The sequence below is a fragment of the Thiobaca trueperi genome, from assembly GCF_004342175.1.
Taxonomy (GTDB): domain Bacteria; phylum Pseudomonadota; class Gammaproteobacteria; order Chromatiales; family Chromatiaceae; genus Thiobaca; species Thiobaca trueperi.
In genome coordinates, this window is sequence record NZ_SMAO01000001.1 from 525,241 (window position 1) to 551,105 (window position 25,865).

General features: G+C 62.4%; 18 protein-coding genes and 1 tRNA gene. 7 read left to right on the forward strand and 12 right to left on the reverse strand.

The window, feature by feature from the left end:
* Nucleotide 1: 1 nt before the first annotated feature.
* The 5 genes from EDC35_RS02435 to tpiA form a co-directional block, all read right to left on the reverse strand.
* A complete protein-coding gene (locus EDC35_RS02435; RefSeq protein ID WP_132975355.1) occupies nt 2–478 on the reverse strand; it encodes a NuoB/complex I 20 kDa subunit family protein in 477 nt (158 codons plus the stop codon).
* The gene (locus EDC35_RS02440) at nt 469–825 is read right to left on the reverse strand and encodes an NADH-quinone oxidoreductase subunit A (RefSeq protein ID WP_132975357.1); all 357 of its coding nucleotides are present in this window, start codon (nt 823–825) and stop codon (nt 469–471) included. Before EDC35_RS02440 ends, EDC35_RS02435 begins: the two co-directional genes overlap by 10 nt.
* A gap of 211 nt (nt 826–1,036) precedes the next feature.
* Nucleotides 1,037–1,121: transfer RNA gene (locus tag EDC35_RS02445), tRNA-Leu, on the reverse strand.
* Between the two features lie 53 nt (nt 1,122–1,174).
* Complete coding sequence (secG, locus tag EDC35_RS02450) at nt 1,175–1,657, reverse strand: preprotein translocase subunit SecG (protein WP_132975359.1); 483 nt, start codon at nt 1,655–1,657, stop codon at nt 1,175–1,177.
* A 26-nt stretch (nt 1,658–1,683) separates the two neighbouring features.
* Nucleotides 1,684–2,448 (reverse strand): triose-phosphate isomerase, encoded by a 765-nt coding sequence (gene tpiA, locus EDC35_RS02455; RefSeq protein WP_132975361.1) that lies wholly within the window; start codon nt 2,446–2,448, stop codon nt 1,684–1,686.
* A 268-nt stretch (nt 2,449–2,716) separates the two neighbouring features.
* On the opposite strand from tpiA, the gene smpB reads away from it, so the two are divergent.
* A complete protein-coding gene (smpB, locus tag EDC35_RS02460) occupies nt 2,717–3,196 on the forward strand; it encodes an SsrA-binding protein SmpB (protein ID WP_132975363.1) in 480 nt (159 codons plus the stop codon).
* Between the two features lie 15 nt (nt 3,197–3,211).
* Here smpB and EDC35_RS02465 read toward each other — a convergent pair whose 3' ends face one another.
* The 3 genes from EDC35_RS02465 to hrpA form a co-directional block, all read right to left on the reverse strand.
* On the reverse strand, nt 3,212–4,048 hold the full coding sequence (locus EDC35_RS02465) for an ATP-binding protein (RefSeq protein WP_424565287.1): 837 nt from the start codon (nt 4,046–4,048) through the stop codon (nt 3,212–3,214).
* Nucleotides 4,049–4,307: 259 nt separating this feature from the next.
* Nucleotides 4,308–6,806, reverse strand: a complete 2,499-nt coding sequence (locus EDC35_RS02470) for a glycogen/starch/alpha-glucan phosphorylase (RefSeq protein ID WP_132975367.1) — start codon at nt 6,804–6,806, stop codon at nt 4,308–4,310.
* Nucleotides 6,807–6,968: 162 nt separating this feature from the next.
* Nucleotides 6,969–11,072: an ATP-dependent RNA helicase HrpA gene (gene hrpA, locus EDC35_RS02475; RefSeq protein ID WP_132975369.1), complete on the reverse strand. Its 4,104-nt coding sequence runs from the start codon at nt 11,070–11,072 to the stop codon at nt 6,969–6,971.
* A gap of 163 nt (nt 11,073–11,235) precedes the next feature.
* Between hrpA and EDC35_RS18955 the strand changes: the two genes are divergently transcribed.
* Nucleotides 11,236–12,297, forward strand: a complete 1,062-nt coding sequence (locus tag EDC35_RS18955; protein WP_165903327.1) for a methyl-accepting chemotaxis protein — start codon at nt 11,236–11,238, stop codon at nt 12,295–12,297.
* A gap of 131 nt (nt 12,298–12,428) precedes the next feature.
* Here the strand turns inward: EDC35_RS18955 and EDC35_RS02485 are convergent, their stop codons facing one another.
* The 3 genes from EDC35_RS02485 to EDC35_RS02495 are packed head-to-tail and all read right to left on the reverse strand — an operon-like array spanning nt 12,429 to nt 18,308.
* Nucleotides 12,429–15,947, reverse strand: coding sequence for an ATP-binding protein (locus EDC35_RS02485; protein ID WP_132975373.1), 3,519 nt, complete (start codon nt 15,945–15,947; stop codon nt 12,429–12,431).
* Complete coding sequence (locus EDC35_RS02490; protein WP_243651374.1) at nt 15,944–17,263, reverse strand: metallophosphoesterase family protein; 1,320 nt, start codon at nt 17,261–17,263, stop codon at nt 15,944–15,946. Before EDC35_RS02490 ends, EDC35_RS02485 begins: the two co-directional genes overlap by 4 nt.
* Nucleotides 17,253–18,308 (reverse strand): RNA-guided endonuclease InsQ/TnpB family protein, encoded by a 1,056-nt coding sequence (locus EDC35_RS02495; RefSeq protein ID WP_132975375.1) that lies wholly within the window; start codon nt 18,306–18,308, stop codon nt 17,253–17,255. The genes EDC35_RS02490 and EDC35_RS02495 overlap by 11 nt, the downstream gene beginning before the upstream one ends.
* A gap of 222 nt (nt 18,309–18,530) precedes the next feature.
* Here EDC35_RS02495 and EDC35_RS18960 point away from each other — a divergent pair, with 222 nt between their 5' ends.
* Nucleotides 18,531–19,892: a L,D-transpeptidase gene (locus EDC35_RS18960; RefSeq protein WP_132975377.1), complete on the forward strand. Its 1,362-nt coding sequence runs from the start codon at nt 18,531–18,533 to the stop codon at nt 19,890–19,892.
* Nucleotides 19,889–21,025: an aminotransferase class V-fold PLP-dependent enzyme gene (locus EDC35_RS02505; RefSeq protein WP_132975379.1), complete on the forward strand. Its 1,137-nt coding sequence runs from the start codon at nt 19,889–19,891 to the stop codon at nt 21,023–21,025. The genes EDC35_RS18960 and EDC35_RS02505 overlap by 4 nt, the downstream gene beginning before the upstream one ends.
* A 102-nt stretch (nt 21,026–21,127) precedes the next feature.
* Here EDC35_RS02505 and EDC35_RS02510 read toward each other — a convergent pair whose 3' ends face one another.
* Nucleotides 21,128–21,514 (reverse strand): DUF2750 domain-containing protein, encoded by a 387-nt coding sequence (locus EDC35_RS02510; RefSeq protein WP_132975381.1) that lies wholly within the window; start codon nt 21,512–21,514, stop codon nt 21,128–21,130.
* Between the two features lie 225 nt (nt 21,515–21,739).
* On the opposite strand from EDC35_RS02510, the gene EDC35_RS02515 reads away from it, so the two are divergent.
* The 3 genes from EDC35_RS02515 to EDC35_RS02525 all read left to right on the forward strand — a co-directional run bounded on the left by EDC35_RS02515 (nt 21,740) and on the right by EDC35_RS02525 (nt 25,833).
* Nucleotides 21,740–22,357, forward strand: coding sequence for a Maf family protein (locus EDC35_RS02515; RefSeq protein WP_424565284.1), 618 nt, complete (start codon nt 21,740–21,742; stop codon nt 22,355–22,357).
* Nucleotides 22,358–22,468: 111 nt separating this feature from the next.
* Entirely contained in the window at nt 22,469–23,965 is a 1,497-nt protein-coding gene (locus EDC35_RS02520; RefSeq protein ID WP_132975383.1) for a lytic transglycosylase domain-containing protein, read from the forward strand.
* Between the two features lie 281 nt (nt 23,966–24,246).
* The gene (locus tag EDC35_RS02525; protein WP_243651375.1) at nt 24,247–25,833 is read left to right on the forward strand and encodes a hypothetical protein; all 1,587 of its coding nucleotides are present in this window, start codon (nt 24,247–24,249) and stop codon (nt 25,831–25,833) included.
* Nucleotides 25,834–25,865 lie beyond the last annotated feature (32 nt).

The window sequence follows — 25,865 nt, forward strand, 5'->3', positions numbered from 1 at the left end:
CTCAGCGGGCGATGGTGTTGGTGCGACGGATCTTGTTGTGGAGCTGCAGGATTCCATACAGCAGCGCCTCCGGGGTCGGCGGACAGCCCGGCACGTAGATATCCACCGGCACGATGCGGTCACAGCCGCGCACCACGGAATAGGAATAATGGTAATAACCGCCGCCATTGGCGCAGGAGCCCATCGAGATCACCCAGCGCGGCTCGGCCATCTGGTCATAGACTCGACGCAGCGCGGGGGCCATCTTGTTGACCAGGGTGCCGGCGACGATCATGACATCCGACTGGCGCGGGCTGGGACGAAACAGCATCCCGAAGCGGTCCAGATCATAACGCGCGGCGCCAGCATGCATCATTTCAATGGCGCAGCAGGCTAAGCCGAAGGTCATGGGCCAGAGCGACCCGGTGCGCGCCCAGTTGATGAGCTGATCGGCGCTCGTAGTCACAACGCCTTCTTCGAGCAGACCCTCTATTCCCATTCCAGCGCCCCCTTTTTCCACTCGTAGAAAAAGCCTACTACGAGAATGCCGAGAAAGACGACCATCGCCCAGAAGGCAAAGACCCCGAGTTCATCGAGCACGACGGCCCAGGGAAAGAGAAAGGCGATTTCCAGATCGAACAGAATGAACAGGATGGCGACCAGATAATAACGGACATCGAATTTCAGACGCGCCGTCTCAAATGCCTCGAAACCACATTCATAGGGTGCGTTCTTGTCCTGATCCGGACGGCGGGGGCCAAGCAGATAACCAAGTGCCAGCGGACCAACCCCCACCAGGATCCCAACCAGGATGAATATCAGGATAGGCAGATAGTTGTCGAGCACTGTCCCCTCTCTATCATTTTTCTAATATAGGCCATTCGGGCATTGAGTCTAGTTCAGCGGCAACAGCGGTGTCAACCGGGAGTTCAATCCAAATTATTATATTTTTCAGGCCATTAAACCGCATTGAAAAACATCGCATACCCTGCCGGGCGCGGTTCCGCAAAAAAAAAACGGCATACCGTTTAAGCGGTATGCCGTTTGCTGCTGCAATTGGTGCCGACGGCCAGACTCGAACTGGCACGGCTTTCGCCACTACCCCCTCAAGATAGCGTGTCTACCAATTTCACCACGTCGGCAGGGTAAATCATTATTTCAAACCACAGGCTTAAACGTCAAACTTCATTAAAACTTATTCTTCCGCCGGCTTAACTGGGGCTGAATTTACATCCGCCGCCGGAGATGCTTCCTGCTCATTGGCGTCAACCGCTGGCGAAGAGATGGCGGGCACATCCGATCCATTCGCGGCCTGAGCCGAACCTGACGCACCGGGAACGACCGGAATATCAGAATCTGGAGCAGTGACAGGCGCAGATGGAGCGGGCGCTGCATCAATGATCGCCGTATCGCCCAGCTTATCCATCAGTCCAGTCGGCTCAGCCGCGCCCTGAGTCGCGAAATAAGCCAGAGCCATGCTGGTCAGAAAGAACAGGGTGGCGATGATAGCAGTCAGGCGCGTCAAAAACGAGCCCGAACCCTGAGATCCGAAAACCGTCTGCGATGCCCCGCTACCGAAGGCCGCACCGGCGTCCGCGCCCTTGCCGTGCTGAATCAGCACCAGCCCAATCAGGCCCAGCGACAGGAAGACCTGGGCAACTGTCAAAATCGTTTGCATGCGTTACTCACACGTTGGGAGCTGGTTCAGCCCGCCACCAAGTCACCAGCCTGACAGATCGCCAGGAAATCATCCGCGACCAGAGACGCCCCGCCGATCAGTCCGCCATCAATGTCAGGCTGCGACAGGAGATCGCGCGCATTCGCCGCCTTCATGCTGCCGCCATAGAGGATCCGGATCTTCCCGGCAATGGCCTGACTGTCTCCGGCGATGCGCTGACGGATGAAGACATGCACCGCCTGCGCCTGCTCGGGCGTCGCGGTCATGCCCGTGCCAATCGCCCAGATCGGTTCATAGGCGATCTCGATCCGACTGAATGCATCGATACCGATCCGGCTGACGATGCCATCGATCTGGCCTGCAATCACCGTTTCGGTCTGCCCCTGCTCGCGCTGTTGCAGCGATTCGCCAACGCACAGAATCGGCGTCAGGCCCTGCGCGAGACAGGCGCTCAATTTTTTCGCGACAATTTCGTCTGTTTCGCCGTAATACTCGCGGCGCTCGGAGTGACCGCAGATCACATAACGGCAGCCGAATTCAGCCAGCATCGCGGCTGACACCTCACCGGTGTAGGCACCTGACGGCTCGGTCGAGACCGTCTGCGCACCGAGACGAACCGTGCTGCCAGCGAGCATCTGTTCACCGAGCGACAGAAAGGGAAACGGCGGACAGACCGCGATTTCAGCCTTTGCAATCGCCGTTGCACCAGCAATGACACCAGACAGCAGCGCTTCCGCACTGGCTTTGGTGCCGTTCATCTTCCAGTTTCCTGCAATCAGTGGCTGGCGCATGACGGAACTCCATGAAGGCGAGCCGGGGATCATAGCCATTTTTACGGAGAATTCAAGCACCAGTTTCGTCAGCCCGAGGATCCGGGCCGCAAAGCCACAAAGGACACGAAGAAAAACAATCACTTGCCACGCCCGCACGACTCAATCCGACAAGCCGATGCAGCCAGATCAACAACACCTTGAAATACTTTGCGTTCTTCGTGGTCTTTGCGGTTCAATCGCGCTCTTTTGATTTAAATTCACCGCCTCTTTCATATAGACTCGCACCATGACCAAAGCGAAAAAGAACACCTCCAACGGCGGCTCGACCATCGCCCTCAACAAGAAGGCGGGCCACGATTATTTCATCGAACAGCGGATCGAGACCGGCATGGTGCTCGAAGGCTGGGAGGTCAAGAGCCTGCGCGCCGGGCGTATCCAGCTCAAGGAAAGCTACGTCAAGATCCTGCATGGCGAGGGCTTTCTGATCGGCTCTCATATCTCGGCGCTGGCGGCGGCCTCGACCCATGTCAATCCGGACCCCACCCGCAGCCGCAAGCTGCTGCTCAAGCGCGCCGAACTGAACCGTCTGATCGGTCTGATCGAACGCGCCGGCTATACCCTGGTGCCGACGGCCATGTACTGGAAACGGGGCCGGGCCAAGCTCGAAATCGGACTGGCCAAGGGCAAGAAACAGCACGACAAACGCTCGACCGAGAAAGACCGCGACTGGCAGCGCGACAAGGAACGGCTGTTCAAGACCGGTTGAAGCGGACAGTCCGCCCTATTCCGCCATGCGCCCCACCCAGTCGCGGGCGAACTGCCAGGCGGTGCGACCGCTGCGCGAGCCGCGTTGCAGCGCCCATTGCAGGGCGGCGCGTTCGACCGGCGCCCAGGCCGCCTCAGTCCAGTCCGGCTGATTGGACGCAAGCCGGTCGAGCCAGTGGCGCACCACGTCAAGATACTGCGCCTGACTGAATGGATGAAAGGCGACCCAGAGACCAAAGCGGTCGGACAGCGAGATCTTTTCCTCCACCGACTCGCCGTGATGCAGTTCGCCATCGAGGAATCGGGCCTCCCGGTTCTCGGAGTGGAACTCAGGCAGCAGATGGCGGCGATTGGAGGTGGCATAGATGAGGACGTTGTCCGGGGTCGCCGCAATGGACCCATCGAGCGCCGCCTTGAGCGCCTTGTAGCCGGACTCGCTGGCCTCGAAGGACAGGTCGTCGCAGAAGAGGATGAAGCGTTCGGGACGGTCGCGGATCCGCTCCAGAATATCGGGCAACTGGATCAGATCGTCCTTATCGACCTCGATCAACCGCAACCCCGCCGCGCGATGGGCATTGAAGACCGCCTTGACCAGCGAGGATTTGCCGGTGCCGCGCGAACCCCACAGCAGGACGTTATTGGCCCCCCGCCCGGCGAGAAACTGCCGGGTATTGCGGTCGATCTCCGTTTTCTGACGATCCAGACACAGCAGATCGTCCAGCGCGAGCCGATGCGGGCTGGGTACGGTCTGCAAGGCGCCGCGTTCGCCGTGGCGACGCCAGCGGAAGGCGTGGGCCGACCAGTCGGGCGGCGCGTCGGCAACCGGCAGCAGATGCTCCAGACGCTCCAGCATGGATTCGACACGCGAAAAGAGCGGTTGGATCGAGTTGTCGTTAAAAATCCTGTCCATCCTGAGAAATCCTGTTAAACCGCGCTCAGCGCGAGAGGCGTCATTTTCAGTTTGCGTTTAGCTTTGGGGATTTCACCGGCCTCCATGGAGGCGCGGTTTAAAACATATTATTGAATATCTTAAACCGCGCCAGCTCAAACGGTCGTTGATGCTACCAAGGTCGATCCAACCCAAAAACATCCCATACTGCACTGGGCGCGGTTTAATTGAGAGCCACCGGCAGCGGCTCGATCTGCCAGATCCGCTCGGCGTACTCGCGAATCGCCCGATCAGACGAAAATTTACCCATGCGCGCGACATTGAGGATCGACATCCGGTCCCACTGCGCCGGGTCGCGCCAGACGGCGCCGACGCGCTCCTGACAATCGAGATAGGCGCGATAATCGGCCAGCACCATGAAAGGATCCTGATGGAGCAGATGGTCGGTCAGAGGCCGGAACAGATTGGTGTCGCCATACGAAAACAGCCCGGAGCTGATCAGGTCGATGTCCGCCTTGAGTTCGGGGTCGCCATTGTAAATGTCCCAGGGCCGATAGCCAGCGCTCTGTTTCTGCCGCACCTCATCAACGGTCATGCCGAAGAGGAAGAAATTCTCCGCCCCGACCTCCTCGCGGATCTCGACATTGGCGCCGTCCAGGGTGCCGATGGTCAGTGCGCCATTCATCGAGAATTTCATATTGCCGGTGCCCGATGCCTCCTTACCCGCCAGCGAGATCTGTTCGGAGAGATCGGCGGCGGGATAGAGCCGCTGGCCGTTCTTGACATTGAAATCGGGCATGAAGACGACACGGATGGAGCCATTGACCTGCGGGTCGTGATTGATAACCTCCGCGACCGAGTTGATGAGCTTGATGATGAGCTTGGCCAGATAGTATCCGGGCGCCGCCTTGCCGCCGAAGACGAAGGCGCGCGGCACCATCTCCTGGCCGGGATTCTGCTTGAGCCGCTGATAGCAGCGGATGACATGCAGGATACTGAGATGCTGGCGTTTGTACTCGTGGAAGCGCTTGGCCAGCACGTCGAACATGACCGCCGGGTTCAGTTCCACTCCGGTATTCTGCCGCAACCAGACCGCCAGGTCCTGCTTGGCGGCGGTCTTGACCTGACGCCAGCGGGCCTGCACCTCAGGATCATCGGCATGAGACTCCAGTTCGCGCAGCCGGCCCAAATCGCGAATCCAACGGTCGTCGCCGCAGACCTCGGTGATGAGGTGAGCCAGACGCGGATTGCTGACCACCATGAAGCGACGGGGGGTGACGCCGTTGGTGACGTTGTGGAACTTCTCCGGCCAGAGATCGTGGAAATCTTTGAGGATGGTCGTCTTCACCAGCTCCGAATGCAGCGCCGCCACGCCGTTTACCGCGCGACTGCCCACCACCGCCAGATGCGCCATCCGCACCCGGCGCACGCCCTCCTCGGCGATCAGCGACATCCGCGCCACCCGCGACTCGTCGCCGAGAAAACGCATCCGCACCTCATCCAGAAAACGGCGGTTGATCTCGTAGACGATCTCCAGATGGCGCGGCAGCAGACGCTCGAAGAGGTTGACCGACCAGGTCTCCAGCGCCTCGGGCAGCAGGGTGTGATTGGTGTAGCAGAAGGTGCGGCGGGTGATGTCCCAGGCCGGCTCCCATTCCATGCCCTGCTCGTCCATCAAGAGCCGCATCAGCTCGGCCACCGCCAGTGAAGGATGGGTATCGTTGAGCTGGACGACGAATTTATCGGCGAAGGTCTCCAGCGGGCCGACCGTGTTCAGATGCAGCCGGATCATGTCCTGAAGCGAACAGGAGACGAAAAAGAACTGCTGTTTCAGCCGCAGCGCCTTGCCCGCCTCGGGCTCGTCGTTCGGATAGAGTACCTTGGAGATGGTCTCGGCCTCGATCTTGGCATGGACGGCGCCGTAATAATCGCCGACATTGAATGCCTGAAAATCGAACGACTGCGAGGCTTCGGCCTTCCACAACCGCAGCAGATTGACATTGCCGACCCCATAGCCCAGGACCGGGGTGTCATAGGCCATGCCATCGATTTCCTGATCCGGCACCCAGCGCGTGCGCGCCCGTCCATCCTGATCCTGGTAAGACTGGGTATAGCCGCCGTACAGCACCGGAAAACGGATCTTGGGACGCGGGATCTCCCAGGGATTGCCATTACGCAGCCAGGTATCGCTTTTCTCCACCTGCCAGCCGTCCTCGATGGCCTGATCGAAGATGCCGAATTCGTAACGGATGCCGTAACCGATGGCCGGGATCTGGCAGGTCGAGAGCGAATCCATGAAACAGGCCGCCAGCCGCCCGAGCCCGCCGTTGCCCAGACCCGGCTCCTCCTCTTCCTCCAGGATGGCGTTGAAGTCCAGATCCATTTCAGTGGCTGCCTCGCGGCTGGCCCTGGTGATGCCGAGATTGACCAGGTTGTTAAGCAGATGCGGCCCCAGCAGAAACTCAGCGGACAGATAGCAGACCGTGCGTGCATGGGTGGTCTTGAAGACCTGCGCCGATTTGAGCCAGCGATCCAGCAGCCGGTCGCGCGCGGTGAAGGCGGCGGCCATATAGCGATCATGGGGCGTCGCCACTTCACGGAAACGCCCCTGGATATAGAAAAGGTTATCGATATAGGCCTGCATCAGGGCCGCTTTCGACAGACCGGTGCGGGTGTGTTCGCGAACCGGATCCGAGGTTTCGGCGGGGGCCGGGGTGCTCATGACGACCTCTCATCGCTGGCTGATTGAAGATCAGGCGTGGCAACAGAATGGGCTTGTAACCCCGCTGGCACTATAAACCGCGTCAGCGTCAACGACCATCAAGTCTGCCGGGGCCAGCCCATTCAAAGAAAACATCGCCTGCCGCTCCAGGTGCGGTTGAATTCACAACCCCAGTTCGCGCCAGCGGGTCTGGATGCGCTTGACCGAGACCGGGCCGACCGCGCCAAGCTGCTGGGCGAAGAGCGCCACCCGCAGTTCTTCGAGCAGCCAGCGGATCTCGTCGAGACGCGGATCCTGACGGCCTGCCGTGTTGGCCGCCGCGACCCGTTCACGCCAGCGGTTCTGGATCTCGGCCATCTCGGTCATCCATTGCTGATCGCGACCGGGGGCATGGGCCAGACGTTCCAGCCGGAAGTCGATGGCCTTGAGATAGCGCGGATAGTGTTTGAGACGCTCGAAGGGGATCTGTTGCGGGAAACCGCGAAACACCAGCCCGTCGAGCTGTGTCTGGACATCCAGCACGGACGGCATCCAGTTGACCTGGGTGATGCCGGACAGACGCTGGCGCAGCGTCTGATAGCTGGTGAGGATGCCCCCGATCAGCTCGCAGACCCTCTTGATCGTGGCCGGTACCTGGCCCTTGCGCTCGGCCAGACGCTGGAGAAAGACCGCCTGCTCGCGGATCGGCGGCAGACCCTCGGTGAAGGTCAGATCCAGGATCAGGGCGATCAGCTCGTCGGTCAGATCAAGGGACTTGGCTGCTGCCTCCCCCTCTCCCCTGCCCCTCTCCCGCCAGGGGAGAGGGGATTGAGGCGCCTTGGCATATTGCAGCCGCATCTGGTCCAGGCCGGGCAACTGTTTGCGCAACTGACGCAGATCGCCCGCCAGATGCAGCATGAACAGACGCCGCAGACCCTCGCGCTGGGCCAGCGCTGCCGTTTCAGCCGAATCCAGCACCTGAATCGCCACGGCATCGCCCCGATCAACCAGCGCCGGATAACCGCGCAGGGTGATGCCAGCACGGGTCAGTTCGACCTGTTCGGGCAGATCGCCGAAATCCCAGCGGGTGATGCCCTCGCGTTCAAGATGCGCGGTCGGGATGTGGGCGAACCGCTGCTGTGCCTGACCGGCGAACTGACGCTTGAGCCGGAGCGGATCGTCGCCAACCGCGACCGCCTGACCCGACTCGTCCACCACTTTGACCTTCATCCGCAGATGCGCGGGGATCGCGGACTGATCCCAGGCATCTTCCGGGATCTGGATCCCGGTCAGCGACTTGATCTCCTCGGCCAGCGCCTGGATCAGCGGTCGCTCCGATGGGGTCAGGCGTGCAGCGAGCCGGGCGGCGGTATCGGGGATGGGCACGAACGACTTGCGCAGGGTCTTGGGCAGACTGCGCAGCAGTGCGGTGATGCGTTCAGTCAGCAGCCCCGGCACCAGCCAGTCGAGCCGTTCGGCGGAGACCTGATTGATGAGCGGCAGCGGCACCACCAGGGTCACGCCGTCGCCCGCGTCGCCCGGCTCGAAGCGGTATTCCAGCGGCAGCGCCGTGGCCCCGACCTGGAGACTGTCGGGAAAGGTCTGCCCGGTCACGTCCGCCGCCTCGTGGAGCATGAGATCGGCCATCTGCATGTGCAGAATGCGGGGCTCTCTGCGCGTGGCCTGTCGCAGCCATTGCTCGAACTGCGGGGCCGAATAGATGCCGCTCGGCACCCGCTCGGCATAGAAGGCGTAGATCGCCTCATCATCGACCAGGATGTCGCGGCGGCGCGATTTGGCCTCCAGATGATGGACGGATTCGATCAGCTCGCGGTTGTGCCGCCAGAAGGGTGCACGGGTCTCGAAATCGCCCTCGGTGAGCGCAAAGCGCAGAAAGATCTCGCGCGACTCGGCTGGATTGATGGGGCCATAGTTGACCCGTCGTTTGGCCACCAGTGTCACGCCGAACAGGGTCACTTTCTCGAAGGCCGCGACCTGACCGGATTTCGCCTGCCAGTGCGGCTCGGAGTAACTGCGCTGGAGCAGATGCCGGCCCACGTCCTCGATCCAGCCCGGCTGCACGCTGGCGGCGATGCGCCCGTACTGGCGTGTGGTCTCGACCCGTTCGGCGACCATCACCCATTTGGGCGGCTTGGCGAAAAGACCGGAGCCGGGATGGACGAAGAAACGGCTGTTGCGCGCCCCCTGGAATTCGCGCTCGGCCTCGCGGAAACCGATGTTGCCGAGCAACCCGGCCAGCAGGGCGCGGTGGATGTTTGCGTAGCTGTCAGCGTCCAGCTTCCAGCCGTCAGCTTCCAGATTTCCATCAACAACCGGCCGCTGATGGCTGGTGGCTGATCGCTGGCGGCTGACCGCTGGAAGCTGACGGCTGGAAGCTGACGGCTGGAAGCTGGACGCTGATTCCCGAAACCCCATCTCCAGCATCTGTTCGCGCAGTTGGGCATGGATGTCGCGCCATTCCTGCACCCGGTTCCAGGACAGGAAATGACGCTGGCAGAGCTTGATGAACTTGTTGCGCGACAGCGCCTTGTGCTCTTTTTCGAGGAAACGCCAGAGATTGACGAAGCCGAGAAAATCGGACTCTGGATGAGCAAAGGTGGCATGGATCTCGTCGGCGGCCTGCTGTTTGTCCTGTGGACGGTCGCGCGGATCCTGCACGCTCAACGCGGCGGCGATGATGAGCACCTCGGCCAGACAGCCCAGATCCGTCGCCGCCAGCAGCATGCGACCGATACGCGGATCGACCGGCAGACGCCCGAGCTGGCGCCCCAGGTCGGTCAGGTCGCCTTTGGTATCGATGGCGCCCAGCTCTTCCAGGGTGCGATAGCCGTCCGTCACCAGCCGCGAGTCGGGCGGATCAATGAACGGAAAACGCTCGATGGCCCCGAAGCCGAGCAGCTTCATGTGCAGGATGACGGCGGCGAGATTGGTGCGACCGATCTCGGGCTCGGTGAATTCGGCGCGCGCGCCGAAGTTGTCCTCACTGTAGAGCCGGATGCAGACGCCCGAGGCGACACGCCCGCAGCGTCCCTTGCGCTGGTTGGCGCTGGCCTGCGAGATGCGCTCGACCGGCAGGCGCTGCACCTTGGTGCGATGGCTGTAGCGGCTGATGCGCGCGAAACCGGGATCGATGACGTAATGGATGCCGGGCACCGTCAGCGAGGTCTCGGCCACATTGGTGGCGAGGATCACCCGGCGCGTGCTGTGACTCTGAAAGACCCGCGCCTGCTCCTGCGGCCCCTGTCGCGCGAACAGCGGCAGGATCTCGGTCGAGGGCGGATGGTGTTTGCGCAGCGTCTCGGCGGTCTCGCGGATCTCGCGCTCGCCGGAGAGAAAGACCAGCACATCGCCCGGAGCGCTGCGCGCCAGTTCGCTCACCGCATCCGAGATGGCCTGCTGCATGGCGTCGTCACGCTCGGCGGCGCTCTCCTCCTCCGGCGGACGATAGCGAACATCGACCGGCCAGGTCCGCCCCGAAATCTCGATAATGGGCGCAGGCTGTCCCTGGGCATCGCTGAAATGCGCCGCGAAGCGTTGCGGGTCAATGGTCGCGGAGGTGACGATCAGCTTGAGATCGGGTCGGCGCGGGAGCAGACCCTTCAGATAGCCGAGCAGGAAATCGATGTTGAGACTGCGTTCATGCGCCTCGTCGATGATCAGCGTGTCGTATTCGTTGAGAAATCGATCCTGCTGGATCTCGGCCAGCAGCATGCCGTCGGTCATCAGCTTGATGCAGGTCTCGGGGCGGATGCGATCATGAAAACGCACCTTGTAGCCGACCAGCCCGCCGGTCTCAGTGCCGAGCTCCTGCGCGATGCGTCCGGCCAGGCTGCGCGCGGCGATGCGCCGGGGCTGGGTGTGACCGATGCGCCCCGCCCGCCCGCGCCCCAGATCCAGACAGATCTTCGGCAGTTGGGTCGATTTGCCCGAGCCGGTCTCACCGCAGAGCACGACCACCTGATGCCGGGCGATCAAGTCGGCCACCGCATCGCGCCGTTCGCTGACCGGCAGGTCAGGCGGATAGTCGATGACCGGCACCAGCGCCTGACGCCGCGCGAGCAAATCCTGTGACTGCCGGATCCTCTGCCAGAGCGCGGCCAACCCCTGATCGAACGGCTGACCGGCGCGCACCCGCTTGCGCAGTCCGCGCAGACGCGCGCGCAGGCCCGGCTGATCCTGGAGCAGACAGCCGGCGAGATCTGGCTCGGCGGGAAAGTCGGACGGAGTAGAAAGAACTGGATGCAAAACGGATTCGACGGGATTCATGGGATTGTTATGATGCGGGTGTAGATATTCCGACCAAGCATGGAAGATCAGGCGTCGCTGACGCAATCAGCGATCAAGAATCATTTTTGGAGACGTTTTGATGTTCGTCCTTAAATGGAGACATAAAGAACAGATTCGTTTGTTGCAGGGGGAAAATACGGCCTTGGCAGCGGAAAACGCCTCGCTTCGCGCTGAACTTGAGCAGTTGCATCAGGCTCTTGCCGCACAGCGTGGCGATGAGCAGGGCACGGAGCAGATCAACGCACTCATGGCTTACCAGGACGAACATCTCAAAACGGGGCTGATGGATATTCAGGGCAACCTCGTCATCTCGGTCGATGAAGCCAAGCAGACGCTATCGACCATCGATGGCGTCTCCGGCGATTTCAGCGGCGTCGCGACAGAGATCGTCCAGATTTCAGGCTTCCTTGGTTCCCTGGCGAGCACCGCACAGGACTCCAATCAAGTCGTCCAGCAACTTTCGGCGCATGCATCCAAAATCAACGCCGTGCTCACACTCATTCGCACCATTGCCGAGCAGACCAATCTGCTGGCATTAAACGCGGCGATCGAGGCCGCTCGCGCTGGTGAGGCCGGCAGGGGCTTTGCGGTCGTGGCCAGTGAAATCCGTTCGCTGGCTGACAAGACCCAGTCCGCGATCCTTGAGACCCGCGAGGTCATTCAGAATATGCTGGCGAATGTTGCCAGCGTGGAGTCCACCTCGCTCAGGCTCGTTGAGGGCGTGCAGGAAATCAATGGCAATGTACTGAGATTCGAGGAGCGTCTGAGCGCGCTTCAGACCCACGTTGATGCTTCTTTCAACGACGTGCGGGACATGAACAGCCGTGTCTTCATGAGTCTGGCGAAACTGGATCATGTCATCTGGAAGGTCAACACTTACCTGTCGATCAGCAAACGCGCACCCGCTTTCTCGTTTGTCGATCATCACAACTGCCGGCTTGGCAAGTGGTACGAGCAGGGCGAGGGTAAGGCGTTCTTTGCTCACTCACGATCCTATCGCGAGCTGGAGGCGCCTCACGCCAAGGTGCATGACGGCACCCGATGCATCTTCGACTTGATCGAGCAAACGCCGCTCGATTACACCGCCCTGATGGAAGCGGTCAACGAGATGGAAAAAAACAGCGACCGGGTCTTCGCATCGCTTGACCGGATCCTGAGCGATGCGGCATCGTCCAGGACACAGCCTGCCAGTGGGATCAAATGATGCCCGGCTGTCCCAACAGCCGCGCCGGACGATCCGTTGCGATCAACAGCATGGCAGAGGGACTGCGGAGCAAGGCGCAGTAACGAGTCGCCATGACACTGAGAGAGTGCTGGAAGCCGATCACCCCGCACTCAGATCAACTCATGCACCATCACCCGCTCGCCAGCCGGATCCAGCTCGCGCGCCTGTTCGACGACCCGCTGGTGATGGGTGAAGAGAACCACCTGGGTTCGGGCCGAGAAATCGGCCAGCGCCGCCAGCGTCGCACGGGCGCGGGGATCGTCGAATTGAATGAGGATGTCATCGACGATGAAGGGCAGCGGCTCGGCGTGGTCGAGACGATGATCGAGATTGGCCAGTCGCAGCGCCAGATAAAGTTGATCGCGGGTGCCGGTGCTCATGCCTTCGACCCGCAGCCGCTCGCCGGTGGCGCGCAGACCGACGAGGACGGGCTGATCGGCGTCGTCGAAATCGGTCTCGATGGCGCTGAAGGCATCGCAGGTGAGTCGGGCGAAATAGCCGCTGGCACGGGTCAGAATGGGGTCGCGATGCTGACGGCGGAAACGCTCGATCTCATCGCGCAGGATGCGCGCCGCCAGTTTGAGACGGACATAACGCTCGGACTGACCGCGCAGACTGGCAAGTGTCTGCTGCGCCGCTTCGGCCAGTGCCGCCGCCTGGTCGCTGCCGGCCATGTCCGCAAAATCGCGCTCGGCGTTCAGCTTCTGTTCGAGCAGCTCCGCCTGCCGGGGCCGAAGTTCGGTTTCGATGCGCGTCTCCAGCGCCGCCAGTTCAGCCGGCAGGGCGTCACGGTCGGTGCGGTCCGCCTCCGCCTCCGCCTGCAGGTCTGCCAGACCGAGACCGTCTCCGGCACTCACCAGCGCGGATTCCAGCTCGTCAAGCTGCGTCAGACACTGGCGATGGGTCTGGGCGCGCTGCTCGACCGCAATCAGGTCGTCCGGGCTGGCGCAGCCGGCCTCGCGGCAGAGTTCGGCCAGGATGGCGTCCGCCGCCTGGATCGCCGATTCCGCCTGCTGGCGATCCGTCCCGGCCTGTCGCAACTGGGTCAGGAGTTCATCGCGCCGACTTTGGTCCTCGCGCTGCCGGCCAAGCCGCTGGTGCAGTTCGATCACCGCCTCATCCAGCGGACGCGCCAGCAGGTCAGGCGCAAGCCGGGTCAGGAGTCCGCTGGCCCGCTGGCCGAAGGCCGCCGCATCGGCGTCGATGCCGGCGATCCGTTCGGCCAGCCGTTCGGCCTCCCGGATCTGCTTGAGGCTGTCATCGAGCGTCTTGAGATGATCCGACGCCTCGCCAGGGCTGGTGTCCTGCGCCAGACCCAGTTCATTCATGAGCGCGGCCCAGGCGGTCAGCCAGTCATGCCGTTCCTTTTCCGCCGTCTCGACATCCAGGACGAGGCGCTGCTCGGTTTCTTCCAGTTCAGTGAGATCTTTTTTCAGTCGCTCGCGTTGGCGTCCGGTTTCCATGAGCGCGGTCAGATGGGTCTCGGCCTGATTGAGTAACAGGCTCAAACCCCGCTCCGGCGGAGGGGCCGGCAGACCCAGCGCGGTCAGCGCGGCATGCAGGGCCCGCGCGTGCATCTGCTGTCTGGCTTCAAGCTCGGCGACTCCGGCCCGCAATTCGTCAGCCTGAGCAGCCCGCTCGCGCAGTCGCACGGCGCGGGTCAGCCACGGCTGCATCTCGCGGGGCGGGAGCGGGGTGATCCCGCACGCCAACCAGAGCGACTGCCAGGACTGCTGGAGCGCAGCACGCCGTCCGGCCTCCAGGGTCAGCGCCCGCTCGATCTCGCGAAGCTGCTGCTCGCAGGTCTCCAATCGCGCCTGGGTGGTGGCCTGTTCATAGACCCGCTGGCTCTCGCGGCGCAGCCGGTCGGCAACCTCGTCGGCGGCTGATAGCGATTCCTCGAACACCGCTGGCAGCGCCCGCCCCGCACCATAATCCCTGGTCTCGGCGGTGACATCCGCGCCATCCAGCCACTGCCGCTTGAGCAGCCGCCAGCCCTGGTCGCGATGCGCGCGCGCCTGATCCAGATCCGCTTCCGAGGGCACCCGCCCGGCCAGTTGGAAGGCCCGCAGCGATTCCGCGATCCGTCGCCGCTCGGCCTCTGTCTCCGCGCGGCTTTTGTCCAGTGTCCGACGGCTCTCATCCAGCGCCTGGAAGTCGGTCGCGAAGCGTTCGATGGTCTCCGGGACGGGCAGTGGGGTGCGGCACAAGTCATCCAGGCCGGCATCCCAGCAACCCAGCGCGGCCAGTTCACGCTGAGAGTCGTCCAGATGGCGCAGCAGACGCGCCCGTGCCTCCGCGCCGGCCTGCTCCAGATCACCGGCGCGACGCGCCTCATCCAGCGCCCGGCGCAGACCATCCAGCGGCGGTTCGGGCGGCAGCGCGGCGAACAACTGGTTCTTGTCGGCCAGCCTGCGCCCGGACTCGGCCAATTGACGAGCGGCCTGCTCGACCGCCGCGAGACGGGCCTCGCGGCTGCCGCCGAGCTCGGTCACCCGTCGCCGACGATTGAGCCGTGATCGCAGACCGGGGGCGTCGGCCAGGGTCAGATCGGGACGCACCTGAGCCAGCCAGACGGCGGCTTGAGACTCCAGCGCGGCGCGTTCGGCGACCAGCGCCGGGCGGTCTTTGGCCGCTTTGCGGTGACTGCCGAGCGATTCGCGCAGATCGTCGATGGCCTCGGCCTCGGCCAGGAGATCCTCGGAGATGGTCAGCGCGGCGACCTTGGCCTGAAGCTCGGTGTGACGGTTCTGCGCCGCCCGTTGGGCGGCGACGGCGAGCGCACGCTGCGAGACGGACGCCTCGCGCCGCTGGCCGAAGGTCGGCGACAGATGCGGCGTCTCGCCCAACTGCGCGAGCTGTTCGCGCAACGCCGCACGCCGCGCCAGATCCGGGAGTGTGCGACGGATGCGTTCCAGACGGCTGCGTTGACGGACGGATTCGCTCAGGTCGGCATCGAGTTCGGCCAGCCGCCGTTGGGCCTGCTCGACGATTTTGCGCGTCTCCTCCCAATGGCGGGCGGACAGCGAGGCGTCGCGCTGCTGGCGTTCGATCTCGACGAATTGATTCAGCGTTTTGTTGATGAGCGGTTTTGAACCGCGCGGCACGAAGAGCTGGCTCGCCTCCTCGTCGAGTCCTTTCAGCACGGCATGGAGATTGACGCCGCCCAGCCCGCTGCCGAAGAGCGCCTCGGCCTCCCGACCCTGCTCGGCCAGCAGTTCCTGCCCGCCACGCACCAGGCTTTCATGGTCGATGCCAAACAGACGTTCAAAGAGCGGCCCGTCAACCCCTCCCAGAAGACGGGTCAGACACTCATCGTCGATGGCGGCCTTGCAAGCCGCGTCCAGAAGGGTGTTTTTGTGTCCCTTGCGGCGGAAGCAGACGAGATCCGCCCCATCCGATCCGCGCAGACGACCGCCGATGCGCAGTTCCTGTTTGCCGTGCAGAAAATCATCCTGGGTGCGCTCCGGGATGCCATAGAGCAGCGCCCGCAGTGCGCGTAGCGCGGAACTCTTGCCGGCCTCGTTGTGACCGAAGATCAGATGCAGGCCATGCTGACCGCCGCTCAGGTCCAGATGACGGTCGGTGAAGGGTCCGAAGGCGCGCAGATGCAGATCCAGAATCTTCATGCCGCTCTCCCCGCCTCCTCATCCCGACCCAGCAGACGGTCAAGCAGCAGCGATTTGACATCCTCCAGACAGTCCTGGAGCGCATCAGGCCGGGTCGGATCGAAGTCGTCCTCACCGACGCGCAGCGCCGCCGGCAGTTTGAGACTCAGATCGGCCACCTCTCCCGCCAGCGAGGACAGACGTTGCGAATCCAGCTCCAGATCGCGGATCGCTCGCAGCAGACCACCGAGGGCGTCATCGCGATTCAGCGCCGACTCGCTCACCGCACCCCGGGTCTCGATCAGCACCTTTTCCACCCAGAGCGCGTCCGCGCCGATGGTGTTGGCGAGCGCGCGGCAGTCATTGATCGTCTGTTCCGGCGCGGCGCGCAGCCGGGCGTGGAGGGCGCACGAACCGGTGAGTCGGAGACGCACCGCCAGCAGGCGTCCAGCGGCGGTCGCGACCGCCGCGCGCAGGACGGGCTCGGCCCGGTCATAAACGTCCTCCAGGGTCGCGGCGTCAGTCAGATCCACCCGACAGACGGCCCAGCGCGCCACATCCAGCGATGGATGGTCCATGTCAGCCACCCGCCCATTCTCGACCCGTACCAGCACGCAGCCCTTGGCGCCGGTCTCGCGGACATGGCGGCCCTGGATATTGCCCGGAAAGACCACCCAGGGATCTTCGGCGACGATCTCGTGCTGATGCACATGACCGAGCGCCCAGTAGTCATAGCCGCGCGAACGCAGACCCTCCAGGCTGCATGGCGCATAGGATTCATGTCCGGGGCGACCGTCGAGCGAGGTGTGCAGCAGACCGATATTAAAGAGTCCCGGCAGCGCCTGCGGATAACGGCGGGTGAGATCCTCGCTGACCGCGCGGGTGGCGAAACCCTGACCATGCACGGCGAGGCCGAGCGCGTCCAGGATGCGGGTCTCGGGCTGACGGGTGGAGAAGTGATGAACATTGTCGGGCAGACGCAGCAATTTGGTCATCTGGCTCGCTGCGTCATGATTGCCAGCGACCATTAGAACCTGAATATCGGCTTCACGCAGACGTCCCATCTGGTGCGTAAAGAAGAGTCCGGTGTTGTAATCCTTCCAGTCGCCGTCATAGAGATCGCCGGCCAGCAGCACGAAATCGACCGCTTCACTGAGCGCCAGATCGACCAGATTCTCGAAGGCGCGACGGGTCGCCCCGCGCATGGCCTCCACCGGCGCCCCGTCATAGCGTTCCAGCCCACGCAACGGGCTGTCGAGATGGATGTCTGCCGCGTGGATGAATTTGAACCTCCCCATAGCTAAAGCCTGGGGATTCCGGGAGGGATCACGCGGCATGGCGCGTCTCCCATTCGAGGGTCGTTCCGACCCCGGCCATGAGCGTGTTGATCGCGGCGTTTTGATCGCGATCATGAGGGGTTCCACACCCCGAACACACCCACTTCCTCACTGACAGTCCTGCTAGGCCGGTGGGTCCAGACAGGCACCCACAAGCCGAGCAGATCCTGGTGGAATAGCGGGAATCGACTTCGAGATACTGCGTACCGCCGGTAGGGCTCTTGTACGCCAGCATCGCGCGAAGTTGAGCATGGGCACTGGAAGCCACACTCTTCCCAAACGTCCGGGCCATTCCTTGGGTATTGTCCTTGGAAAACACGATGACCGCATTTTCCTGGACCAGCCGCAACGACAGCTTGTGATTGCGGTCTTTGCGCTGGTTCTTGATCCGTTCATGGAGGCGGGCGGTCAGCTTGCGGTTGATCCCGCGCTGCGCCTGCCCCAACCGCTCCAGCGAGCGTTGCAGTTCTCGGGGATGCGTCACCTTCTCACCATCGGAAAGGGTCAGCAGGTCGATGAACCCCGGATCGATACCGATTGCGCCATCACCCGTCGAGACGATGGGCGCGCGTTCGGCGTCGATAAACAGGCACAGATACCAGCCCGAGGCGCGCTTGACGAGGCGGGCGCACTTGATCTTGCCGGACGGAATGTCTTGCTGGTGAAAGCGCAGCGAGCCGATGCCGGGGAGCTTGACGCGGTTTCCTTCGATGGTCCGCAACGGGTCAGGAAACGGGATGCTGTTGAGCTTGTTGCGTATCCCCTTGAGCCGTGGCTTGCCGCCGAGCTTCTTGAAACAGCGGCTCCAGGCGGTATGCGCCATCAGCAGCATGCCTTGCAACGTGTGGCTGGGGATGCCAATCTTCTGTCCGTGCCCGGCCAGCAGGTTCTGAAAGGTCTGTTTGGAGTAATAAACCTCACCCTTGGCATCATTCTCGATCTTGCGGATCGCCCAGTTCCAGACCCCGGTCAGCATGAACAGCCAGCCGTTGAGCAATGTTTCCTGGGTGACGTTGAGACGCAGCTTGAGTTGGGTCTGGATCATGGTTTCGATCAGCTTCTGTTGGTCGGTGAACGGTCATACGTTTCGTGATACCAAGTCAAGAAAGCGTCGGCTTAACCCCACGCATGAAGGCGGGGGATTGCGCCGACAAGACGTTCAATCTCGCTCCCCATGACGGATCCGCCAAACCGTCCGCTCAATGCGATGCGTCGCGCGTGCCCTCAGGGCCGTCGCGCGTTATCCTATCGTAATTGAACCATCATCATGCCATTGAGAGTGCTCGCCACACGCGGGGAAGATGCCGATATGACCAGCCAGACACCCATTTTTCACGTCTCCCGAAACCTGTTCAGGATCACCCTGGCGCTGTTGCTGCTGTCTGGACTGACGGCCTGCAATGGGCTGGCCGGTTTTGCCGCGAAGCCCGACGCCAGACCGGGCGAAACCCTGGAGGCCAAACCCAAACCTGCACCCGCGACGGCGACGGCAGAGACCGAGGAACCGATCGAAGAGAGCAAGCCCAAACCCAGCCCGCTTTATGAATGGAAAGGCGATGGCCGTCGGGTGTCACGGATCGTAGTGAACACCAATGAACAGAAGGCGCACTTCTACGCGGGCGAGGATGAAATCGGCTGGAGCACAGTCGCCACTGGTATCTCCAAATACCCAACCCCAACCGGTGATTTCGCCGTGATGGAAAAGGTCGAGAACAAACGCTCCAATCTCTACGGCAAGGTCTATGGCAAAGGCGGTCAGGTCATTAAAAGCAGCGTCAAGGTCGGTCGCGATCCGATTCCGGCGGGCGGACGCTTCGAGGGCTCGCACATGCCCTACTTCATGCGCCTGACCCATGACGGCGTCGGTCTGCACGCTGGGCCGATCCCGAATCCCGGCCAGCCGGCCTCACACGGTTGTATCCGCATGCCGCGCCAGCTCGCCCCGGTGCTCTTCAAGCATGTCTCCAACGGTACCCAGGTCGCCATCGTCGGCAAGGGACCGAGTTACGGCAATTATGTCGAAAAGCAGCGCGCCATCGCGGCAGCGCGCGCAGCCGAACAGCGGCGGGTCGCGGCGCAGAAGGCCGAGGAAGCGGCCAGGGCGCAGCAAATTGCCGCCAATGAGCCGACGGCGCCTGCCCAGTCGCCCGCGACGACAACCCCCCTGGCACCGCCGACACAGACCATCCCCGGTCGCGTCATTGAGGAACAGGCTCAGGCCAAGGACGATCTGGCGATTGTCGAGCCCGTCACCACACCGACCACAGGTGAGACCAAGCTCAAGGCCGAGCCGGTTCCGCCAGTCGCCCCTGCGCCAACGCCAGTCCAGGAGGTGAAGCCGACGCCCGACACGGCGGCAACCGTGACGCCAGGCATTCCGCAGCCGAGTCCGGCGCCAACCGAGCCAACCGCTCCGGCACCCGCTCAGGTCACGCCTGCCCCTGCGCTGCCAGCCGCCCCGGCAGCACCGGCCCAACCGGCGCCGATCCAGCCTGTGCCTGTCGCCCAGCCGACACCGGCACCTCAGCCCCCTGCGCCAGCAGCCAAGCCTGAGCCAGTCGCCGCGCCGCCTCAGCCCGCCCCGGCTGCACCCGCGCCCGCCGCCCCGTCGGAAAACAAAGCGGGATGACCGACGAATTCCCGCTTGATCCGGGGCTCTGCCATCTGAACCACGCCGCCGTCGGCCCCTGGCCCCGACGCACCGCCGAGGCGGTGGCGCGGTTCGCAGCGGAGAATGCGCGGCAGGGCTCGCTCGACTACCCGCGCTGGCTGGCGACCGAACAGCGTCTGCGCGAGCGTCTGGCGCGGCTGATCGGGGCCGGGTCGAGCGCGGACATCGCCCTGGTCAAGAACACCTCGGAGGCGCTCTCGGTCATTGCCCAGGGGATCGACTGGCGGGACGGCGATGTCATCGTCGGGATCAAGCAGGAATTCCCGTCCAACCGCATCGTCTGGGAATCGCTGGCGACTCAGGGCGTCGCCTGGTGCGGTCTGGATCTGGAGCAGTCGGCGGATCCGGAGGCCGATCTCATCGCGCTCTGCGACGACCGCACACGAATGCTTGCCATCAGTTGGGTGCAGTATGGCCGTGGACTGCGGCTGGATCTGGCGCGGCTCGGCGCCTTCTGTCGGGCCAATGGCATTCTTTTCTGCGTCGATGCGATCCAGGGTCTGGGCGCACTGCCCTTCGCGCTCGACGACATGCAGGCCGATTTCGTGGTCGCCGACGGTCACAAATGGATGCTGGGACCGGAGGGTGTCGCCCTGCTGTATGTCCGTCCCGACCTGCGCCCGACCCTGACCCTGCGTCAGTTCGGCTGGCACATGGTGGAACATCCGGGCGATTTCGAGCGACGCGACTGGGCTCCTGCCGCCGACGCACGCCGCTTCGAGTGCGGCAGCCCGAATCTGCTCGGCATCCAGGCGCTGGAGGCCAGTCTGTCATTGCTGGAGGAGATCGGCCTGGATGAGATCCAGAAACGGCTGGAGACGCGCATCGACCATCTGATCGGACTCATCGACCGGCGCGGTTTTGAACTGCTCACCCCGCGCGACCCCGCGCGCCGCGCCGGCATCCTCACCTTCCGCGTGCCCGATATCTCCGCCGACCGGCTCTATCACGGCCTCATGGCGCGGCAGGTGTTCTGCGCCCCGCGCGGCGGCGGCATTCGCTTCTCGCCCCATTTTTACACCCCGTTCGCGGTCATTGAACGGGCGATGGAGATCCTCGACGAGATCCTGTCATCCAATGGACAGGATTAACAGGATTCCGCAGGATTGACAGGGTTTTAAAACCCCTGTCTGAACTCAAACCAATCCATCCTGTGAATCTTGAAAAATCCTGTTAATCCTGTCTATTCCCTTTTACAGACCCGGCCCGCGCTCCTCCTGGAGATCCTGAAGCAAAGTCAGTGGATCGATGACGATGGCCGATCCATCCGGCGCGGGGAAGACCGACACCAGACGCCCATCGCGCGCCATACCGGTCAGCCAGCGGTCCATGAAGACATCGAGCGTCAGGGGTTCGGCGCGACAGTCGGACCAGTCGTCATCGGCCAGCGCCTCGGCCAGGGCGGGTGCGGGCCAGAAAGGAAAGCATTCGTGGCCTTCGTCGTCGCGGAAGGCGACGAAGCCGCCCTCCCCTTTGAGCGCCCAGACCCTGCCCTGCGCGGTCGCTTCGGTCACAAAGAGAAAATAGCGTTCAGGTGCAGGCAGGCTGAAGGCGTCGGATGAGGCGTGTGGTGCAGTCATGGAGATCAATGGCCCTGATGGCAGGTTGCGAACGCTGTGCTCGCGAGCATGAGACAGGCACTCTAGCAGCCGCACGCCAGCCGGGCAAAGACTTGGGAGAGGTTCTGAAAACCTGCTGCCGGGATCGGGACATTGAGATTTCGACAGGATTCACAGGATGAAAATTATTGAAAACAGGCGCTTACAGCCACGGATATGCACTTTGCCGGAACACACCTTAAAACCATGAGCCATTATTCCCCTTCCATGCCATCCGCTTCCCCCTCGCTGGTTCTGGCCTCGACCTCACCCTACCGTCGCGCGCTGCTGGAACGGCTGGGCCTGACTTTCGCCACCGCCGCGCCCGATGTCGATGAGGCCCGCCGCCCCGGCGAACCGCCGCAGGTGCTGGTGCTGCGACTGGCCGAGGCGAAGGCGCGCGCGGTCGCTGCGTCACATCCCGACGCGCTCATCATCGGTTCGGATCAGGTCGCCTGTCTCGATGACGCCGTGCTCGGCAAACCCGGCGACCGCGCCGGCGCCATCGCCCAACTGGAACGGGCGTCCGGGCGCACGGTGCTCTTTCAGACCGGGCTCTGTCTGCTGGATGCCCGCAGCGGTCGCGCGCAGACCCTGGTTGAGCCGTTTCGGGTGCATTTTCGTCCACTGAGCCGAGCGCGGATCGAGGGCTATCTGGATCGCGAGCAACCGTACAACTGCGCTGGCAGCTTCAAATCCGAAGGGCTCGGGATCGCACTCTTCGAGCGTCTTGAAGGCGAAGACCCCAACGCCCTGATCGGCCTGCCGCTGATCCGTCTGATTCCTCTTCTTGAAGCCGCTGGCATCTTCCCGCTGGGGGTCTGAAAGCAACGGCAAGACCGGCATTTTCGCCTTGCAAGACCGTCGCTTGTGCGCGACACTTCAGACTTTGCAAGAGACCCCGCAGCGGGTCGATCCGCCAAGAGGAACCGCGACATGCGCCCTGCACCCCTCAACGCCCGCCTGCTCTGGACCCTGCCCGTTTCGCTTGCGATCCTGCTCCTGGCCGGCTGCGCCGGATCCGGCGGCGAACGCCCGATCACCCAGGAACAGCGCGATTACGGCGATTCGGCGACTTTCCCGGTCCCACCCGAGATTCAACAAAATGTCGATTTCTGGCGTCATGTCTATGGCGTCTGGAGCCGGGGCGAAGTCGCGCTTCACGACGAAGAACACATGGGCGTCATCTATGAAGTCGCGCGGATTCCCGGCCCCATTCAGGCCGGCTACAGCGAATCCCAGAAGGCGTGGCTCGACTCGCGCATGAACTATTACAAGAGCCGGCTCAGGATGCTTGAGGAACAGGTGCGCAGCGGTCAGACCCCGAGCCCAAATGATCGCGAGCTGCTCGCCAAATTCGAGCAGGATGGCGGTGTGGCGGGCGTCTATGGCGCCTCGGAGCGGATCCGCGCCCAGCGCGGTCTGCACGAACGCTTCAAGCGCGGACTCGAAATCAGCGGGCGCTATGATCCGGCCTTCCGCGAAATCATGCGCAGCCACGGCGTTCCCGAAGACCTCGCCTATCTGCCGCATGTGGAATCGTCTTTTCAGACCAATGCCAAATCCAGCGTCGGCGCAGGCGGTGTGTGGCAATTCATGCCGGCTACCGGCAGGATGTACATGACTGTCGATGACATCATCGACGAACGCTATGACCCCATCCTTGCCGCCGATGGCGCGGCACGCTATCTGGCGAAGGCGCATCAGAAACTGGGAAGCTGGCCGCTCGCCATCACCTCCTATAACCACGGCAAAGGCGGTATGGCCAATGCCAAAGCGCAGCACGGCAATGACATCGGGCGCATCGTCAAGCAATATAAAGGCCCGGCCTTTGGTTTCGCCTCGCGCAATTTCTATTCCGAATTCATCGCCGCCCGTGAGGTCGCCAGCCATCCCGAACGCTATTTCCCCGAAGGCGTCCAGTTCGAGCAACCCTGGCCGCACGACCGTCTGGTGCTGCGTCACAGTATGCCCGCCGATCATGTGGCGCAGCACTATGGCACCTCCACCGCACGTCTCGCCGATCTGAACCTGCACTGGAGCGGCAAGGCGCGCGAAGGCCGCGCCCATCTGCCCGCTGGCAGCACGGTCTGGCTCCCCGCCGGCTCGATGCAGCGGGTTGCCAGTCAGCCGCCGCCAGTCACGGTCATGCTGGCGCGTGCCGAGCCTGAGCCCAGGGCGGTGGTGGCGATGAAACCGGCGTCGGCATCGAAAACGGTGCGCGGTCAGGCGGTTGCCAGGGTCGAAAAGTCCGCACCCAACCCAGCCACCGCAGCCGCCAAGACCCGTTACCATGTCGTCAAACCCCAGGAAACGCTCTATCGGGTTGCCGTGCTGAATGGTCTCTCGGTCGATGAATTGCGGCGGCTCAACAAGATGCGACCAAATGACAACAACATCCGTCCGGGGCAAAGATTGAAGGTAGGGATCTGAACCGCGTCCAGAGTGACAGGCGTTGATGGACGCCCGGTCATGTGGCGGCTAACTGTTGATCAGTCGCCAGTAAGGTTGGACAAATGCACGGCCCCCCGCAGTACTGGACGCGGTTTAACCTGAATCGGTGACACGGGTCGCTTGATCGAAAACCGGGTTAAGCTACACTTGGCGGGCGCCCGTTGCGACCTGTCACTGCGTCCTCCATGCGTCTGAGCGCGAGCCTTTTTCAAGCGACATATTTAGAGGAATGAACGATGAAGCCCCTCGTCTCACTCGCCATGAGTCTGGCTCTGCTGATTCCGGTCGCCGCCAGCCAAGCGGACTCGCTCGGCGATTATCCACCTCCTTCGGATCCCTGTCTGGCCGACCGGCAGGCCGCTTATACGGCGGGCTATAACGCGGGCGATCTGAATGGCTACAACCGCGGCTATGCGATCGGCTTCTCCGATGGAACCGGGGCCGGCATCGCCAGATGCTTCGCCAATCCGGCAGACTGCAATATCTCTCTGGCCTCCTGTCTGCCCGATCCCGATTACGGCGAAACCGAGCCGAATGACAATCTCATCGCTGCCGATCCGCTGAAATTCAACACGAAATACTGGGCGCAGAGTTATGGCGCCGCTGACCAGGATTGGTTTTATATCGAAACGACGGCCGCCAACCAGAATCTCGCAGTCACCTTTGCGGTGCCGAACCTGAACGGCGCCAACCTGCTTCAAGGCAACCCGTCAATCTGGAATCTGACGATCCGGGATGCGGCAGGCAATGTCTTCGCCAATTTCGATACCAATACCATCGGTTCCTTCATCACGCAGGAGGAACTGGATAAAAAGCCCTATCAAATGACCTATCGGGCCACGCTTGGCCTGGTTGGAACCTATTATCTTGTCGTGCAGCAGAGCGACAAGACTGTGAAAAATGCTTATACCTACAGTATTGCAGCGTCCCCGCTGGAGAATACCGACCTGGACGGCAAGCAGCCCATCGTGGGTTTTTATGATTCAGAGATCGAACCGAATGACGTGCCAAGCCGCGCCAATCCGCTGGCGACGAGCGTGACCATGTTTGGGTTGATCAATCTGACCTTCAATACGCCTTTGCCGACAGATGAAACCTATGTCTGGGGTCAGGGCGAAAATGACTGGTTTGTTTACAATACTGCCGGCAATGAGATCATCAGTCTGACGTTCTGCGCCAAAGAGGCATGCGGCCCTGGCAACTGGTTCGTTGAAATCTATGACAAAACCACAGCCCAGAAACTGGAGGACGGGGCCTTGCTCAAGGATGTCAAGCCGTTGCTCGCCTTCAACACCGACACGGTCAATCAGCCATCCGCCATCTACCGGCTTGGACTGAAAGATCCCGGCTATTATTTCATGCGGGTCAATCACAAACGGCTTTTCGATGCGCCCTGTCTTGGCCATCAATTTGTCTCGACCGCTACTGATAGTGGTTTTATCGGCTCATGCGAATGCGCAAGTGGGAATTCCTGCGATGTGCCATCGGATGGTTGCAGCGAAGACGCGCTGGGACTGCAATGCAAGCAGGAAACGAAGACCTGTAATCCAGGAATCGATCCAGGATGTCTGCTCGCGGATGGTCAAGGCGGAAGACCACAATATCCGGCTGGTTGTCCATTGAAAGAAGATCCTGAAAATCCAGACAAGATCACGACCCCTTGCCAAACTTACCAGACGCTCGCGCGTTGCAGCTGCTCAAGTTATGGTGGGGTGGTTGAAATTCCGGAAAACGAATACTCCGGCCCCTACAACTTCACCTGGTTCGGCACCAAACTGCCCCCGAACACCATCGATACCGACGCCTATCTGGACTTCCTGAACCGCTCCAATCCCTATACGCCTTAGCGGACTCTCGGAAGACAGCCTGAGGCTTCCAG

Bases quoted from the DNA above. Each gene is read 5' to 3' on its own strand.
- EDC35_RS02435 (WP_132975355.1), bottom strand. From the start codon at position 478: ATGGGAATAGAGGGTCTGCTCGAAGAAGGCGTTGTGACTACGAGCGCC.
- secG (WP_132975359.1), bottom strand. From the start codon at position 1,657: ATGCAAACGATTTTGACAGTTGCCCAGGTCTTCCTGTCGCTGGGCCTG.
- tpiA (WP_132975361.1), bottom strand. From the start codon at position 2,448: ATGCGCCAGCCACTGATTGCAGGAAACTGGAAGATGAACGGCACCAAA.
- smpB (WP_132975363.1), top strand. From the start codon at position 2,717: ATGACCAAAGCGAAAAAGAACACCTCCAACGGCGGCTCGACCATCGCC.
- EDC35_RS02465 (WP_424565287.1), bottom strand. From the start codon at position 4,048: ATGCTGGAGCGTCTGGAGCATCTGCTGCCGGTTGCCGACGCGCCGCCC.
- EDC35_RS02470 (WP_132975367.1), bottom strand. From the start codon at position 6,806: ATGAGCACCCCGGCCCCCGCCGAAACCTCGGATCCGGTTCGCGAACAC.
- hrpA (WP_132975369.1), bottom strand. From the start codon at position 11,072: ATGAATCCCGTCGAATCCGTTTTGCATCCAGTTCTTTCTACTCCGTCC.
- EDC35_RS02485 (WP_132975373.1), bottom strand. From the start codon at position 15,947: ATGAAGATTCTGGATCTGCATCTGCGCGCCTTCGGACCCTTCACCGAC.
- EDC35_RS02490 (WP_243651374.1), bottom strand. From the start codon at position 17,263: ATGCCGCGTGATCCCTCCCGGAATCCCCAGGCTTTAGCTATGGGGAGG.
- EDC35_RS02495 (WP_132975375.1), bottom strand. From the start codon at position 18,308: ATGATCCAGACCCAACTCAAGCTGCGTCTCAACGTCACCCAGGAAACA.
- EDC35_RS18960 (WP_132975377.1), top strand. From the start codon at position 18,531: ATGCCATTGAGAGTGCTCGCCACACGCGGGGAAGATGCCGATATGACC.
- EDC35_RS02505 (WP_132975379.1), top strand. From the start codon at position 19,889: ATGACCGACGAATTCCCGCTTGATCCGGGGCTCTGCCATCTGAACCAC.
- EDC35_RS02510 (WP_132975381.1), bottom strand. From the start codon at position 21,514: ATGACTGCACCACACGCCTCATCCGACGCCTTCAGCCTGCCTGCACCT.
- EDC35_RS02515 (WP_424565284.1), top strand. From the start codon at position 21,740: ATGAGCCATTATTCCCCTTCCATGCCATCCGCTTCCCCCTCGCTGGTT.
- EDC35_RS02520 (WP_132975383.1), top strand. From the start codon at position 22,469: ATGCGCCCTGCACCCCTCAACGCCCGCCTGCTCTGGACCCTGCCCGTT.
- EDC35_RS02525 (WP_243651375.1), top strand. From the start codon at position 24,247: ATGAGTCTGGCTCTGCTGATTCCGGTCGCCGCCAGCCAAGCGGACTCG.